The organism is Arthrobacter sp. CAN_A6 (genome assembly GCF_015751715.1).
GTDB lineage: Bacteria > Actinomycetota > Actinomycetes > Actinomycetales > Micrococcaceae > Arthrobacter_D.
Genome location: NZ_JADOUV010000004.1, coordinates 214,214 through 229,190 on the forward strand (window position 1 = coordinate 214,214; position 14,977 = coordinate 229,190).

Consider the following 14,977-nt stretch of genomic DNA (forward strand, 5'->3'; position numbering starts at 1 on the left):
TTGGGACAGGATCCGGCTGCAGTCCGTGGTGGCTGGATTTTTCCGTGTCGAAAGACACTCATCTGATCACGGTACAACTCTAGGAGTTATTCGTGGCCCTTGACGCCGCTATCAAGCAGGAAATCATCCAGCAGTATGCAACCTCCGAAGGGGACACCGGTTCCCCCGAGGTGCAGATCGCGATGCTTTCCCGCCGCATTCTCGACCTGACCGAACACCTGAAGGTGCACAAGCATGACCACCACACACGTCGTGGCCTGCTGCTTCTCGTGGGACGTCGCCGTCGCCTGCTGGACTACCTGCGGGACACCGACATCAGCCGCTACCGTACGCTCCTCGAGCGCCTCGGCCTGCGTCGCTAGCTGAATTGGACGGCGGCACCTTCTTCGAGAGGAGAGGGAGCCGCCTTTCCATTTCCCCCGGCCGGTAGGCCGTCGGAACAAGAAAACAAGTAAATACCAGAGGCAACCGGCATTTCGCATTCGCGGTCCTCGGTAGTGATTCCCGGGCAGGGAACAGCAGTAGGCCCGCCCCGTGGATCTCGATCGAAGACCGGGTGCTGAACAGGTCCACGAGGGACCTGCCATCGGTGCCGTTTGCATCCCACAACAGGAAACGGAGGTGACTCTTCTATGGAGGGTCCCGAAATTCAATTTGCTGAGGCCGTTATCGACAACGGCCGGTTCGGCACACGCACAGTCCGCTTCGAAACAGGCCGTCTCGCCCAGCAGGCAGCCGGCGCCGCCATGGTCTACATCGACGAGGACACGGCACTGCTGTCCGCCACCACGGCAGGCAAGCACCCCCGCGAGGGCTTCGACTTCTTCCCCCTGACCGTCGACGTCGAAGAGCGCATGTATGCTGCGGGCCGCATCCCGGGTTCGTTCTTCCGCCGTGAAGGCCGCCCGTCGACGGAGGCCATCCTGGCCTGCCGCCTGATGGACCGCCCGCTGCGCCCGGCCTTCGTCAAGGGCCTGCGCAACGAGGTGCAGATCGTCGTCACGGTACTCGCGATCAACCCCGACGTGCGGTACGACGTCGTCGCGATCAACGCCGCCTCGATGTCAACCCAGCTGTCCGGCCTGCCGTTCTCCGGTCCGATCGGCGGCGTCCGCGTTGCCCTCGTATCCGACGGCAGCGGCAACGACCAGTGGATCGCCTTCCCGAAGCACTCCGAGCTCGAGAACTCCGTGTTCGACATGGTGGTTGCCGGCCGTGTGGCCGGCGATGACGTCGCGATCATGATGGTCGAAGCCGAGGCCACCGACAACTCGTGGAACCTCATCAAGGAAAACGGCGCCACGGCTCCCACCGAGGAGATCGTCGCCGACGGCCTCGAAGCCGCCAAGCCCTACATCCGGGCACTGTGCGATGCGCAGGCCGACCTCGCGGGACGGGCCGCGAAGCCCACCGTCGAGTTCCCCGTCTTCCTCGACTACCAGGACGACGTCTACGCGGCTGTCGAAGCCGCCGGTTCGGACAAGCTCGCGCAGGTTTTCCAGATCGCCGACAAGCAGGAGCGCAACGACGCGTCGGACGCACTCAAGGACGAGGTGACAGGCTCACTCTCCGGACAGTTCGAAGGCCGCGAGAAGGAAATTTCGGCAGCGTTCCGATCGCTGACGAAGGCAGTGGTGCGCCAGCGCATCCTCAAGGACCAGGTTCGGATCGACGGCCGTGGGCTCTCCGACATCCGCAAGCTCACCGCCGAGGTCGAGGTGCTGCCCCGCGTTCACGGTTCAGCGATCTTCGAGCGCGGCGAGACGCAGATCCTGGGCGTCACCACGCTGAACATGCTGAAGATGGAACAGCAGATCGACTCGCTGTCGCCCGTCACGCGCAAGCGGTACATGCACAACTACAACTTCCCGCCGTACTCCACCGGCGAGACCGGCCGCGTGGGCTCACCCAAGCGCCGCGAAATCGGCCACGGTGCCCTCGCGGAGCGCGCACTGATGCCGGTACTTCCGAGCCGCGAGGAGTTCCCCTACGCGATCCGCCAGGTCTCCGAGGCGCTGAGCTCCAACGGTTCGACGTCGATGGGTTCGGTCTGTGCCTCCACGCTGTCGCTCCTCAACGCCGGCGTGCCCCTGAGGGCGCTTGTCGCGGGTATCGCGATGGGCCTCGTGTCCGACGAGGTCGACGGTCAGACCCGCTACGCGGCACTGACCGACATCCTCGGTGCCGAAGACGCTTTCGGTGACATGGACTTCAAGGTGGCCGGCACATCGGAATTCGTGACGGCGATCCAGCTCGACACCAAGCTCGACGGCATTCCCGCCTCAGTGCTCGCAGCCGCCCTCAAGCAGGCCCGCGAAGCGCGCCTGCACATCCTGGGTGTCCTCGAAGCCGCGATCGACACCCCGGACGAGCTGTCCGAGTTCGCTCCGCGGATCATCTCGGTCAAGATCCCCGTTGACAAGATCGGCGAGGTGATCGGCCCCAAGGGCAAGATGATCAACCAGATCCAGGAAGACACGGGCGCGGACATCTCGATCGAGGATGACGGCACTGTGCTGATCGGCGCGACCAACGGCGAGTCGGCCGAGGCCGCTCGCGCTGCGGTCAACGCCATCGCGAACCCCCAGGTTCCCGAGATCGGCGAGCGCTACCTCGGCACCGTCGTCAAGACGACCACCTTCGGTGCGTTCGTGTCACTGACGCCGGGCAAGGACGGCCTGCTGCACATCTCGGAGCTGCGGAAGCTGTCCGGAGGCAAGCGGGTCGACAACGTCGACGAGGTGGTGTCCGTCGGCCAGAAAGTCCAGGTCGAAATCACCAAGATCGACGACCGCGGAAAGCTTTCCCTCTCCCCGGTCGTCGCTGACGAGCCAACAGAGGACGCCGGCATCGAACTGCCGGAGGTCGCCGTCGAGGACGCCGTCAGCTAGCTCCACCAGCATTCCTGTCCCAACGGCTTCGCCGGGAACTTCCGAGTTCCCTGCGGAGCCGTTGGGCTTTGCCGTACCAGCCTCAGCCACTCCCCACTGAACCGAAGGACCCGGATGACCCTGTCTGTCGTTCCACTCCCGCTTATACCCACATCCCGCCTCGATGGCGGCGCCGACCCCACCTTCATCTCCGGCGAGCCCGGAGGCGCGGTCGTCCGCAGGTCGGTGCTGCCGGGCGGAGTTCGCGTGCTCACCGAAGCAATGCCCGGCCAGCGCTCGGCGACCATCGGCTTCTGGGTGGGTGTGGGCTCGCGGGACGAGGCCGATGGTGAACACGGTTCCACCCACTTCCTCGAGCATCTCCTGTTCAAGGGCACCACGAAGCGAACAGCCATGGAGATCGCTTCGGCCTTCGACGAGGTGGGCGGCGAATCGAATGCGGCGACGGCGAAGGAGAACACCTGCTACTACGCCAGGGTCCTCGACTCCGACCTCCCCATGGCCATCGACGTCATCGCCGACATGGTGACCTCCGCCGTCCTCGACCCCGAGGAGCTCGAACAGGAGCGCGATGTCATCCTCGAGGAGATCGCGATGGACAGCGACGATCCCGCGGATGTTGCCCACGAGCAGTTCGTGGAGGCCGTCCTCGGGAACCATCCGCTCGGACGCCCGATCGGCGGGACACCGCAAGCCATTCGGGATGTGCCGAGGGAATCGGTGCTGGCGCACTATCGGCGCTATTACCAGCCGGGTGAGCTCGTGGTGACGGCAGCGGGCGGTCTCGATCACGACGTCGTCTGCACCCTCGTGCAGGAAGCACTCGAAGGTGCGGGCTGGGATCTGGTCGAGGGAGCGCTTCCGGTACCGCGTCGGTCCGCCGAACCGGTCCCGGTCGAAGGCAAGGCCGGAGTGCATGTGATCCGCCGGGCGGTCGAGCAGGCGAACATCCTTATCGGGTGTCCTTCGCTGGTGGCCACCGACGAGCGGCGCTTCGTGATGAGCGTGCTGAACGCGGTCCTGGGCGGCGGGATGTCGTCGCGGCTCTTCCAGGAGGTCCGCGAGAAGCGGGGACTCGTCTACTCCACCTATTCCTTCTCGGCGTCCTACGCCGACGCGGGGTACTTCGCGATGTACGCGGGGTGCTCGCCCGCGAAAACGGGCCAGGTGATCGAACTCCTGGGTGCCGAGCTGGACCGGTTGGCGTCCGGGGGAATCACGGACGAGGAACTGCGGAAGGCCGTGGGGCAGCTGTCCGGTGGCCTGGTCATGGCCCTTGAGGACAGCAGCTCGAGGATGTCCCGCCTGGGGAGATCAGAACTGGTCTCAGGCGAGTTCTTCGACGTCGACGAGTCGCTGGCACGTATCCGGGCCGTCACGGCCCGGGAGGTCAAGGATCTCGCGGCCGAACTCGCTGCGGCGCCGCGGACCACCGTGGTGGTCGGGCCGTTCGATCGGGAAGCCGACTTCGCCGCATAGCGGTGGTGCGCCTCCCGGTCGAGCGGACAGGTGCAACGCGGCGGGGCGCCGACGTCCCGCCGGCTCCCTGCTATGCGTCAGAGACGCCTCCCCGCGGGCCGCCGGTGTCAGCCGCCGGCGAAGGGCGGCAGGATGTCCAGCACATCGGAGGACGCGAGGGTGCGCTTCCGGTCGCGAAGTGCCACCTCGTTGAGGAGGAAACTGCTGCGCGCGAGAACTTTTCCCATGGCGGCCGGAGCGGCGCCATATTTCTGCTGAAGCACGGCAACGACGTCGTCGAGGGTGGCCCCGTCACAATCGAGCTGCTCCTCAGCTGTGCCGGCGGCGGCCTGCGCCGCGCCGAAATACCGAACCAGCATTCAGCCGCCGATCGCGCTCATGGAGCGGTCGGGCTGTACGAAGTCCGCAGCACCCAGCCCGGTATGGTCCATTCCATGGGCCTTGGGCTTGGCCCACATGGCCTCCTGCCAGCGGCGCGCCACGGCGGCGTCGTCGGCGTCTGTGCGAAGCAGGTCCCTGAGATCGGTTTCCTCGCGGGAGAACAGGCAGCTCATGATCTTCCCCTCAGCGGTTACCCGCGTCCGCCGGCAGTCCGCGCAGAACGGTTCGGTCACCGAGGCGATGATCCCCACGGTGCCGACGACAACATCGGGGGCCGACCGCCTGCGGACCTCCCACCGCTCGGCGGGTGCGCCGTCCCGGTTACGCGGGTCCGGGGTCAGCACGAACTGTGTCTCGACGAGCGTCCGCATCTCCGCGGCGGTGATCATGCCGTCCCGCGTCCAGCCGTGATCCGCGTCCAGGGGCATCTGCTCGATGAAGCGAAGTTCGAAGCCGCGTGACACGGCCCACTCCACGAGATCGGGTGCCTCGTGGTCATTGATGCCGCGCATCAGGACGGCGTTGATCTTGACGAGCCCCAGACCCGCTTCCGCGGCGGCCTCGATGCCCTTCAGGACCCGGTCCAGGAAGGGCCTGCGCGTCAGCTGGGCGAACGTGTCAGGGTGCAGTGAATCCATCGACACGTTGATGCGCGTCAGGCCGGCCTCCTTGAGCGCCGCCGCCCTGCGGTCGAGTCCCAGCGCGTTCGTCGTCATCGAGATGGGCAGGTCGGCATGGTTGGCGCGGATGTCGCGGATGATGTCGAGGAGGTCCGCGCGAACGAGGGGTTCTCCGCCGGTGAGGCGGAGTTCCCGGATGCCGAGCAGGTCGACGCCGATCCGGACCAGCCGGACGATCTCGGTACGCGACAGCACCTGGTCCTTCTGCAGCCAGTTGAGCCCTTCCGCAGGCATGCAGTAGGTGCACCGCAAATTGCACTTGTCCGTGAGGGAGAGGCGCATGTCGGTTGCTTGCCGGCCGTGGGTGTCCATCAGGCCGGTTCCAGCCGAAGCAGGCAGACGCGCAGGCATGCCGAGTTGGATTCCCATACTGATGAGGTTACGCCTTCCGGTTGTGCTTGCCCTATTCCACGATCATCGTCCATCCCGGGTTCCCGCACACCATGCACCGCCTACGGCGATTGCTCTGGCGCTCCTCCCGGCCGTGCGGTACGGAACCTCGGGAGTTGGGCGATCGTGTACTCAGGAGACATCAGCAGCAGACATCGCGGAGCTCATGGAGCACCCCGGAATTCGAAAGGTTCTCGATGAGGCGGCACCAGGCGTGGGGTGCGGTGGCCGGAGTGCTGGCCGTCGGTATCGGTGTCATCTCCGGAGAGCTCATCGCTGCCGCGCTGAGCCCCTCAGTGACGCCCGTGAGCGCGGTGGGGTCGGTGGTGATCGACGTCGTTCCGCCCGGCGTGAAGGACTGGGCTATCGCGCAGTTCGGCACAGCGGACAAGGTGGTCCTGCTGATCGCCATGGCGTCGATCATCGCGTTGGCGGCTGCGGGTGCCGGGGCCCTCGGGTCCACCCGCAGGCTCGCGGGGAGCTCCATCGTCGCAGTCTTCGGATTGCTGGGCATCGCGGCCGTGGCGTCGCGATCGCAATCCACACTGGTCTCGTACACCGCACCCGTCCTCGCGCTCTTCCTGGCCGTTGTCCTGCTCACGAAACTCCTGGCCGCGCTGCGGGTCTGGGGCGATGCCGAAGCGTCAGCCGGACCTCCGATCGGACCTCCCATCGAACCTCCCATCGAACCCGCGAGAGAGGAACAGCCCGTCACCGTCGCCGCCGCACGACGGCGGTTCCTGCAGGGCGCCGGCGGAGGAGCGATCGTCGCTGTTGCAGCCGGTGCCGCCGCCGTCCAGGTCCGCTCCACCCAGGCGGTCGTGACCGGGCAGCGGGCCGCAATCCGGCTGCCCGGGACAACAGCGTCCGTACCTCGGCCGGCCGGATCGGTGATTCCCGCCGGAGCCGACCTCGGGGTGGCAGGAATAGAACCACTGGTCACTCCGGTGCAGGATTTCTACCGCATCGACACCGCTCTCGTGGTGCCCGTGGTGGATCCGTCCACCTGGTCCCTCCGGGTCACCGGGCTCGTGGACCGCGAGGTCGAGATGTCCTTCGATGAACTTCTCGCACAGCCGTTGATCGAGCGCTATGTCACCCTTGCCTGCGTCTCCAACCCCGTCGGGGGAGACCTGATCGGCAATGCGCTGTGGCTCGGCTGGCCCATTCGAAACCTCCTGGCCCGCGCGGGCGTGCAGCCGGGGGCGGACATGGTCCTCTCCCGCAGTGTCGACGGGTTCACTGCTGGAACGCCGCTCGAGGCCCTCACCGACGACCGGGACGCCCTGCTCGTGGTCGGCATGAACGGCGAGGCACTTCCCCTGGAACACGGTTTTCCCGTCCGCCTCGTGGTGCCGGGCCTGTTCGGCTTCGTGTCGGCCACGAAATGGGTCACCGAGCTCAAGGTCACGCGCTTCGCCGATGACGCTGCCTACTGGTCCACGCGCGGGTGGTCGGAGCGCGGACCCGTCAAGACGTCGTCGCGGGTGGACGTTCCGCGCTCCGGCGCCAGTGTCCCGGCGGGGCCCGTGACGGTGGGCGGCTCCGCGTGGGCGCAGCACCGGGGGATCGAAGGCGTCGACGTGCGCGTGGACGGGGGCCCTTGGCAGCGGGCCGAACTCGGAACTCCCATCTCGGTCGACACCTGGTGCCAGTACTCGATGCAGCTCGAGTTGGCGGCAGGGTCCCACACCGTGCAGTGCCGAGCGACGGACAACACCGGTGAGGTCCAGTCCGAAAGCGTCCTCGCCCCGGCCCCGAACGGCTCGGAGGGCCTTTCCACGGTAACGTTTCAGGTGACGGAAGCCGGGTAGCATCATCGGGGCGGTCCTGCCGGCAGCTTGGTTCCCACCCCACACCTTCCCCGTGAAAGGCAGAGATGATCAGGAGCGTCGCCGATCACCAGCAGGCGGTTGAAGCCCTGCTGCGGGAGAGCAGCAGCTACGCCGCAGCTTCCGAGGACCTCGCTCTGGCCGATGCGCGGCTTCGGGTCCTCGCCGCGGACGTCTCCGCTCCTGTCAGCCTTCCGCCCTTCGACAACTCCCAGATGGATGGCTACGCGGTTCACACGGCGGATCTCGGCGGCGCCCCGCTCCGACTGCGCGTCGCAGCACCGGTTCCCGCCGGCATCGAGCCGCCGGCACTCGAACCCGGAACAGCGGCACCCATCATGACCGGAGCCATGATTCCCCAGGGCACGGGCACGGTGGTCCCGATCGAAAGGGCCGTCCCTGCCCGATTTCATACAGCCGCTGAGCACGCAGCCGGCCGGGACCTCCTGGTCGAGCTTCCCGCGGGCACCGCGCCCGGCAGCTATATCCGGGCACGCGGGAGCGACATCGCCGAAGGCAGCCTCGCACTCCCCGCAGGAACCCTGCTCTCCGCCCCGCAACTCGGCCTGCTCGCCGCCTGCGGCGTCGGGTCCGTCCCGGTCCGGCAGCGCTTCACTGTCCTGCTCCTGTCCACCGGCGACGAGGTGGCCGAACCCGGAACCGTACTGGGGCCGGGCCGGATCTACGACGCCAATACCACGCTCCTCGAGGCGGCTCTGCAGGAGGCCGGAGCCGCCGTCGTCCGCCACCGCGTGATGGGCGATGATGCGCGCCTGCTGCGGGAAGCGCTGGAGGGACTGGAGGGCGAGGGCATCAACCTCATCCTCAGCACGGGCGGAATCAGCCAGGGAGCGTACGAGGTGGTGAAGCAGGCGCTCGTGGACAGCAGCGTCGAGTTCCACTCCGTCGCGATGCAGCCGGGCGGACCGCAGGCCATCGGGAGCATCGGTGGTGTCCCCTTCCTGGGCTTCCCCGGAAATCCGGTGAGCGCGCTCATCTCCTTCGAGATGTTCCTGCGTCCGGCACTGACCAGGCTCACCGGCGCACCGGCTCCCCGCGTTGCACTGCAGGCGCGCCTGACCTCCCCTCTGGAATCGCCCGAAGCGAAACACCAGGTGCGCCGCGGATCCTATTCCGACGGCACGGTGTCGCTGGTGGGAGGACCCGCATCACATCTACTGCATGCCCTGGCCGGGTCCAATGCCCTCGTCCATGTGCCGGCCGGGCAGGCGAGCGCAGCTGCAGGGGATACCGTCACCGTCTGGCTCATCGATCCGGCAGCAGGAACAGGCATTCCGATTGCATCGTCCACACCACGCCCGAAGGAGAAGCAGTGACGGCTGACATTCCGCCGAACGAAAGCCCGCTGAGCGGGAACCCGCTGAGTGAAAGTCAGGTGAGCGGAAATCAGGTGCCGCCGGCCCTGTCCCACGTCCGGAAGGACGGCACCGCCCACATGGTCGACGTCTCGGGCAAGGCCGTCACCAAGCGCGAAGCGCGCGCGCAGGCGATCCTGCGTACCAGGCCCGACGTCGTCGCGATGATCACCGACGGCGCGCTGCCGAAGGGCGATGCCCTCGCCGTCGCCCGCGTGGCGGGCATCCTGGCCGCCAAGCAGACGTCGTCGCTCATACCCCTGTGCCACCCCCTGCCGATCAGCCGCGTCACTGTGGACTTCGGGACCGTGGAGTCCGACGGCGGCGCCGTCCTGGTGACCGCCGTGGTGGCCACGACGGCCGTGACCGGCGTGGAGATGGAAGCGCTGACCGCGGCTTCCATCGCCGCACTCACGCTGTACGACATGATCAAGGCCGTCGACCACACCGCCGCCATCGACGGCATCCGGGTGTTGGCCAAATCCGGTGGAAAGAGCGGAGACTGGAGCATATGACGTCCCTTCGGAACGCGGCCGTGGTCATTGCGTCGACCCGGGCCGCGGCGGGTACCTACCAGGACGAGTGCGCGCCGCTGATCGCGGCATGGCTCCTCGAGCACGGCTTCGCCGTCCAGGAGGCGGTGGTGGTGCCCGACGGCGCCCCGGTGGGCCAGGCGATCGGCAGGCTCCTCGAGGGTGGTCCGGCGGTGCTCATCACCAGTGGTGGCACCGGGCTCAGTCCCGACGACGCCACCCCCGAGCAGACAGCGCCGTACCTCACACGCCACCTGCCGGGCATCATGGAGGCCCTCCGCCGGGCGGGCGAGCAGCAGGTGCCCACCTCCGTGCTGAGCCGCGGGCTCGCCGGGACCGCGGGACGCACCTTCCTCCTCAACCTCCCCGGCTCCCCAGGGGGAGTGCGCGACGGCCTGGCCGTCCTTTCGCCCCTGATCGGCCACATCTGCTCGCAACTCGAAGGATCCAATGACCATGGGTGAAGTAGTACACGCGGCAGTCTCGGACCTTCCCATCAACCCCGACGCCGCGCTGGCCGCCGTCGACTCGGCAGCGTGCGGCGCGGTCGTCGGCTTCAGTGGGGTCGTCCGCGACCACGACGGCGGGAAGGGTGTCGCCTCGCTGAGCTACTCCGCGCATCCGAGTGCCGAGCGGATCATCCGGGAAGTCGCGGAGGAGATCTCAGCCCAGCACGACGGCGTGCGGATCTGGGTTGCGCACCGGACGGGGCCGCTCGAGATCGGCGACAACGCGCTCGTTGCCGCCGTCGCGGCCGGACACCGGGGCGAGGCCTTCACCGCGTGCTCCGACCTGGTGGACACCGTCAAGGAACGGGTACCCATCTGGAAGGAACAGTTCTTCTCGGACGGATCCGTCGAATGGGTCGGGGCCGGCGCGTGACGGTCCCGGTCGGCGCGGAACAGTAGTGTGGGACGCATGAACCAGGAGATACCCGTAGCAGTGCTGGGCGCCCGGGGCCGCATGGGCGCCGAGGCTGTCCGGGCCGTCGAAGCCGCCGACGGGCTGTCGCTCGTCGCCGCGCTGGGCAGGGATGACTCCCTCGACATCCTCGTCTCCGCAGGCGTGCGGGTGATGGTGGACCTCACCGTCCCCGAGGCGACGTACCGCAACGTCGCCTTCGCCGTCGACCACGGAATCCATGCGGTGGTGGGGACCACCGGTTGGACGAACGAGCGCCTTGCGGACCTCGGGGAACTTCTGGAAGGGAACCCGGCCACCGGGGTCCTGATCGCTCCCAACTTCGCGCTGGGGTCGGTCCTCGCCACGGCCTTCGCAGCAAGCGCCGCCCGCTATTTCGAATCGGTGGAGATCGTCGAACTTCATCACCCCGACAAGGTGGACGCCCCCTCCGGTACCGCAGCCCGCACGGCGCAACTCGTCAGCCGGGCACGCAGCGCCGCGGGGATTTCCCGGAGCCCGGATGCCACCAACTCCGATCCGGGAGGTGCCCGGGGAGCGGACGTCGACGGCGTCCGGGTGCACTCGGTGCGCCTGCGGGGACTGACGGCGCACCAGGAAGTACTTCTCGGCAGCCCGGGGGAGCAGCTGACCATCCGCCATGACTCCTTCGACCGGGCGTCCTTCATGCCCGGGGTCCTCCTGGGAATCCGCAGTGTGGCCGCCCATCCCGGGCTCACTGTCGGACTCGACGGTTACCTCGACCTGCAGTCCCCGGACTCCTGAGGTGAGGGCTTTGATCGACGTGGTCAGCAGGAACCGCGTGAAGATCGGCGTGGTCCTCGTGACCCTGCTGCTGGTGTTCTGGCTCGTCGTGTCCTTCCAGCGCAGCTTCCTGCTCCTGACGGATCCCGATCCGATCGCGAAAGCCCTCGGGCTCGGTTACCTGCTCCTGCCGTTGATCGGCGCCTGGGCGCTGGTGCGTGAGCTGACGTTCGGTGCGCAGACCCAACGGATGGCGCGCATCCTCGAGCACGAAGGCGGGCTGCCGGTCGATGACCTTCCGCGGACGCCGGCCGGACGCATCGTCCGCGCGGCTGCGGATGAGAGTTTCCCGCAGTACCAGGCCGAAGCCGAACGCGAGCCCGGCAACTGGCGGAGCTGGTTCCGGCTCTCCTGCGCCTACGACGCCGCCGGTGACCGCAAGCGCGCGCGCCGTGCGATGCGTGACGCTGCGAAGCTCTTTACCGGCCCCGACAGCGCTGGTCCGGGGAGCAGCTGACCGCTGGCGGCGCGCTGGTCAGAGAAAGCTGAAGACGGGCGGGAAAACGACGACGACGACGGCGGCCCAGGCGCCGTAGACCGGCAGATACCGCGTCTGCCAGTGCTCGAGCGCAGCGAAGGTGCGTCGGCCGCGCAGGAATCCGGCCGTGAGCCAGGCCGCCCGGACCAGATGGACCAGGAGCAGGAGGTTCAGGCCGAGCGCGGCGATCTTGTTGGGGCTGAAACCGAACTCGGCGATGCGGGTCAGCATCGCGGTCAGCATCACCGCGTCGACTGCGAGGGCCGCAAGGACGAGGACCAGCTGCAGGGCATCGAACAGGCCGGGTGCGGCGAGCGGGTCGCGGGCGGAGATCGAGTAGAGCAGCAGGCACAGGACGAGCACGAGGATCGCGTCCATGAGGATGAGCAGTTCGCGGTCGATGGCGGCGAGCCCGCCGGCGGTCGTGAGGACGGCCAGCAGGGCCAGCAGCATGATGATCGTCAGGGGCGTGAAGACACGGGTGAGGACGGGGGCGATGTTCTCGACGACGTTCTGCTTGGCCTCGACGAGCCATGCCGCGACCACGAGCGCCCCCGGTACGGCGAACGGCAGGATCCAGTCCTCCAGGACAGGTTCGAAATCGATGCCCATGAGTTGGAGCGTCGCGAGGGTGAGGCCGATCAGGACGGCACCGCCCAGGGCGAGGAGCGTGTAGTAGATTGCGAGTTCGCCGGTGAACCGTACGAAGTCCATGCGCCGCCGATCGGAGCGCAACCTTCCTCCGACGTACGCCACTCCGGCCAGCAGCCACAGGACCACCGGCGCGTGCAGCACGGCGAGTAATTCGGTGGAGCCGCCGGAGGCGAAGGGGTAGACATTGAGCACGACGGCCAGGGCGGCGAACGGAACGAGCAGCGTCGCCACCACGTGCACGGTGAGCCGGCGTTTCCATCCGAAGTACGCGGCGAGGAACGGAAAGACGAACAGGCCCAGATTACGCCCCAGCGCGGCTCCGTCGTCGAGCCAGGACAGGCCGGCCTTGACCGCGATGCCCGCACCGACGGCGAGGACGAGGACGAGTGCCAGTTCGCGCCATGGCGGCGCGCCGGCGTCGTCGGCCTCGTCCGGCACGAGCAGGAGCTGCTTCCACAGCCGGTCGGAGTGCTCGCGGGCGAACTCACGGGAGACGGCGTCGAGGCTGCCGAGTCGCTTGATCGCGACGAGGAAGGCCTCCTCGTCGTCGAGCCCGGTGGCCTGCCGGTCGGCGATCTGCCCGCGCAGGTGGTCCTCGAGTTCGTCGACGTCGGCGGGGGAGATCGCCTGGCGCCGCTGGACGTAGCCGCGCCACCGGTCGATCTGGGCCTCCAGGTCAGCGTGGAGTTCCATCATGCCCAGCCCTCGGCGGCGGGCGGGCGCTGCGCGGTCTGCCACACCTGGCGCAGCGCACCGGCGACAACGCTCCACTGCTCCTGCCGGTCGGCGAGGGAATCCCGGCCCGCCGGCGTGATCGCGTAGTGCTTGCGCCGGCGTCCGGCCTCGGACACACCCCACGACGACGAGACGTAGCCGAGCCGCTCCAGCCGGTGGAGCAGCGGGTAGAGCATCCCGTCGGTCCACTGCATTCCGCCGCCCGAGAGTTCGGCGACCCGTTTGAGGATCGCGTACCCGTACAGGTCGCCGTCCGACAGGATCCCCAGAACGAGCGGGGTTGCCGAAGCGGCGACCAGGTCCTTGTCGATGCGCACCGAGCCTCCAATACCTAGATCTGTAGGGTATGTAACCATAGCAGTTCTAGGTATGTTAGATGGTCCTCAAGTATTAGGTGCACCGATGAAGATTCGGAAAGGGATTCGGGAACTCAGTCACTCAGGACCTGCGAGGCTTCACCAGAGAATCCTCGAACGGCGCAGTCCCACCGTGGCTCCGGGGTCCGCGCAGGGCAGGAGTTCCTCCCACCGGACCTGCCGGTTCCCGCCCTGCGCAGCGGCAGAACGGCTAGCTGTTTGCCCGGCCGGCGCCACTGCCCGCTTCCGGCGCGAGTCCGGTGCGCGCGGCGCGTGATGCGCCCGAGGTCAGCAGTTCGAGCGGACCGCGGGCATTCAGGCGGTGGAAGACGATGCCGAGGGCAACGAACGCCAGGACCTGGAACCAGAAGACGGCCGACGGCTCGGGCAGGGGAACCAACTGGTCGGTCCAGCTCATGATCGTGATGTGCAGGGCGTAGAGCGTCAGGGTCATCGCCCCGGGACCCGACAGCGGCAGCAAAGCGCGTGGGCTCCGCCGGGTGAGCAGCAGGCAGATACCGACGACCACCGCTGCCGACCCCGCGGTGTGAACGAGGTCGAGTGTCGTCCCGGAGTGAGGGCTGATGATGGCCAGCCACCACCAGGAGGCACCCTGGTCGATCGATCCCACACCCACGTCGAGCATGGCTTCGAGCGGATAACCCGCAGCCTCCGGCGTCTGCAGCAGTGCGGCGAGGCCGCCGGCCGGTCCCAGCAGGTAGGAGCCCACCAGCTTCGCGCCGATCGCCGCCGCAAGCCCCGCGGCCACCAGCGCACCCTGCACCTTGAGGTCGGGGAGCCGAAGACGGCCGATCACCATGCCGAGGAGCACGTAGCTCAGCCACTGCAGAGCCGGGTAGTAGCCGGTGACGAGGATGTCGGCCAGAAGGGTGGCGGGCACGAGGAGGTGCTCGAACATCGGATTGCCGCCGACGTCGGCCGGGACCACCGTGGTCTCGACCCAGGGGCGCACCAGGAAGGCCACGACGGGTGAGAGCAGTGTCCACCCCAGCGCCCACGCCGCGAGCGCGGGCAGGCGCAGTCCGGTGAAGGGCAGCGCGAGCAGGAACAGGACGCCGTAGTGGAACAGGATGACGGCGATGTTCGTCTCGACCCCGCCCAGCACCAGGCCGACCATCGCGATGAGAACGGCCCGCACCGCGATGCCGCGGCGATCCATCCTCAGCACGCGCCCAGAGCGGGGTGCGTTGCCCCCGGTGAGCAGTGCAAGGCCGATTCCCGCCACCACCGCGAACAAGGCCGATGCGCGCCCTGAGAAAAGGAGGGCCACCTCCGTGGCTTCGGCAGTGCCGGGGACGTAGAGCGGAAAAATATGGGTACTCATCATCCCGAACAGTGCAATCCCGCGTGCTGCGTCGATACCGCTGAGGCGCCGGAAGGCGGGCTGGGAGGACATGGTCCGATGTTCTCACAGCCCTCTGGCAGTACCCGGCGGGACGGCAGTTC

Annotated in this window: 15 protein-coding genes; 10 read left to right on the plus strand and 5 right to left on the minus strand. The window is 67.8% G+C overall.

All coding sequences use genetic code 11. The features are described from left to right. Nucleotides 1–92: 92 nt before the first annotated feature. The 3 genes from rpsO to IWX75_RS09345 all read left to right on the plus strand — a co-directional run bounded on the left by rpsO (nucleotide 93) and on the right by IWX75_RS09345 (nucleotide 4,370). Nucleotides 93–362 carry a 30S ribosomal protein S15 gene (rpsO, locus tag IWX75_RS09335; protein ID WP_196821980.1) on the plus strand — a complete coding sequence of 90 codons (270 nt, stop codon included), beginning with the start codon at nucleotides 93–95 and terminating at the stop codon, nucleotides 360–362. 270 nt (nucleotides 363–632) lie between these two features. Next, nucleotides 633–2,891, plus strand: a complete 2,259-nt coding sequence (locus IWX75_RS09340; protein ID WP_196821981.1) for a polyribonucleotide nucleotidyltransferase — start codon at nucleotides 633–635, stop codon at nucleotides 2,889–2,891. 120 nt (nucleotides 2,892–3,011) lie between these two features. Then, nucleotides 3,012–4,370: a M16 family metallopeptidase gene (locus IWX75_RS09345; RefSeq protein WP_196822054.1), complete on the plus strand. Its 1,359-nt coding sequence runs from the start codon at nucleotides 3,012–3,014 to the stop codon at nucleotides 4,368–4,370. Between the two features lie 107 nt (nucleotides 4,371–4,477). Here IWX75_RS09345 and IWX75_RS09350 read toward each other — a convergent pair whose 3' ends face one another. Further along, nucleotides 4,478–4,729, minus strand: coding sequence for a MoaD/ThiS family protein (locus IWX75_RS09350; protein WP_196821982.1), 252 nt, complete (start codon nucleotides 4,727–4,729; stop codon nucleotides 4,478–4,480). Further along, nucleotides 4,730–5,800 (minus strand): GTP 3',8-cyclase MoaA, encoded by a 1,071-nt coding sequence (gene moaA / locus IWX75_RS09355; RefSeq protein WP_196821983.1) that lies wholly within the window; start codon nucleotides 5,798–5,800, stop codon nucleotides 4,730–4,732. It abuts the gene before it with no gap. A gap of 218 nt (nucleotides 5,801–6,018) precedes the next feature. On the opposite strand from moaA, the gene IWX75_RS09360 reads away from it, so the two are divergent. The 7 genes from IWX75_RS09360 (at nucleotide 6,019) to IWX75_RS09390 (ending at nucleotide 11,744) form a co-directional block, all read left to right on the plus strand. Beyond that, nucleotides 6,019–7,635 (plus strand): molybdopterin-dependent oxidoreductase, encoded by a 1,617-nt coding sequence (locus tag IWX75_RS09360; RefSeq protein WP_196821984.1) that lies wholly within the window; start codon nucleotides 6,019–6,021, stop codon nucleotides 7,633–7,635. A gap of 65 nt (nucleotides 7,636–7,700) precedes the next feature. Then, complete coding sequence (locus IWX75_RS09365; RefSeq protein ID WP_196821985.1) at nucleotides 7,701–8,990, plus strand: molybdopterin molybdotransferase MoeA; 1,290 nt, start codon at nucleotides 7,701–7,703, stop codon at nucleotides 8,988–8,990. Between the two features lie 59 nt (nucleotides 8,991–9,049). Continuing rightward, nucleotides 9,050–9,544: a cyclic pyranopterin monophosphate synthase MoaC gene (gene moaC, locus IWX75_RS09370; protein ID WP_196822055.1), complete on the plus strand. Its 495-nt coding sequence runs from the start codon at nucleotides 9,050–9,052 to the stop codon at nucleotides 9,542–9,544. Beyond that, on the plus strand, nucleotides 9,541–10,026 hold the full coding sequence (locus tag IWX75_RS09375) for a MogA/MoaB family molybdenum cofactor biosynthesis protein (protein ID WP_196821986.1): 486 nt from the start codon (nucleotides 9,541–9,543) through the stop codon (nucleotides 10,024–10,026). The genes moaC and IWX75_RS09375 overlap by 4 nt, the downstream gene beginning before the upstream one ends. Continuing rightward, the gene (locus tag IWX75_RS09380; RefSeq protein ID WP_196821987.1) at nucleotides 10,013–10,444 is read left to right on the plus strand and encodes a molybdenum cofactor biosynthesis protein MoaE; all 432 of its coding nucleotides are present in this window, start codon (nucleotides 10,013–10,015) and stop codon (nucleotides 10,442–10,444) included. The genes IWX75_RS09375 and IWX75_RS09380 overlap by 14 nt, the downstream gene beginning before the upstream one ends. Before the next feature lie 36 nt (nucleotides 10,445–10,480). Next, nucleotides 10,481–11,248 carry a 4-hydroxy-tetrahydrodipicolinate reductase gene (gene dapB / locus IWX75_RS09385; protein ID WP_196821988.1) on the plus strand — a complete coding sequence of 256 codons (768 nt, stop codon included), beginning with the start codon at nucleotides 10,481–10,483 and terminating at the stop codon, nucleotides 11,246–11,248. 1 nt (nucleotide 11,249) lies between these two features. Next, entirely contained in the window at nucleotides 11,250–11,744 is a 495-nt protein-coding gene (locus tag IWX75_RS09390; protein WP_196821989.1) for a hypothetical protein, read from the plus strand. Nucleotides 11,745–11,762: 18 nt separating this feature from the next. Here IWX75_RS09390 and IWX75_RS09395 read toward each other — a convergent pair whose 3' ends face one another. The 3 genes from IWX75_RS09395 to IWX75_RS09405 form a co-directional block, all read right to left on the minus strand. Further along, nucleotides 11,763–13,115: a permease prefix domain 1-containing protein gene (locus tag IWX75_RS09395; protein ID WP_334684226.1), complete on the minus strand. Its 1,353-nt coding sequence runs from the start codon at nucleotides 13,113–13,115 to the stop codon at nucleotides 11,763–11,765. Continuing rightward, nucleotides 13,112–13,471: a PadR family transcriptional regulator gene (locus IWX75_RS09400; RefSeq protein WP_196821990.1), complete on the minus strand. Its 360-nt coding sequence runs from the start codon at nucleotides 13,469–13,471 to the stop codon at nucleotides 13,112–13,114. Before IWX75_RS09400 ends, IWX75_RS09395 begins: the two co-directional genes overlap by 4 nt. 250 nt (nucleotides 13,472–13,721) lie before the next feature. Continuing rightward, the gene (locus IWX75_RS09405; protein ID WP_196821991.1) at nucleotides 13,722–14,927 is read right to left on the minus strand and encodes a heparan-alpha-glucosaminide N-acetyltransferase domain-containing protein; all 1,206 of its coding nucleotides are present in this window, start codon (nucleotides 14,925–14,927) and stop codon (nucleotides 13,722–13,724) included. Nucleotides 14,928–14,977 lie beyond the last annotated feature (50 nt).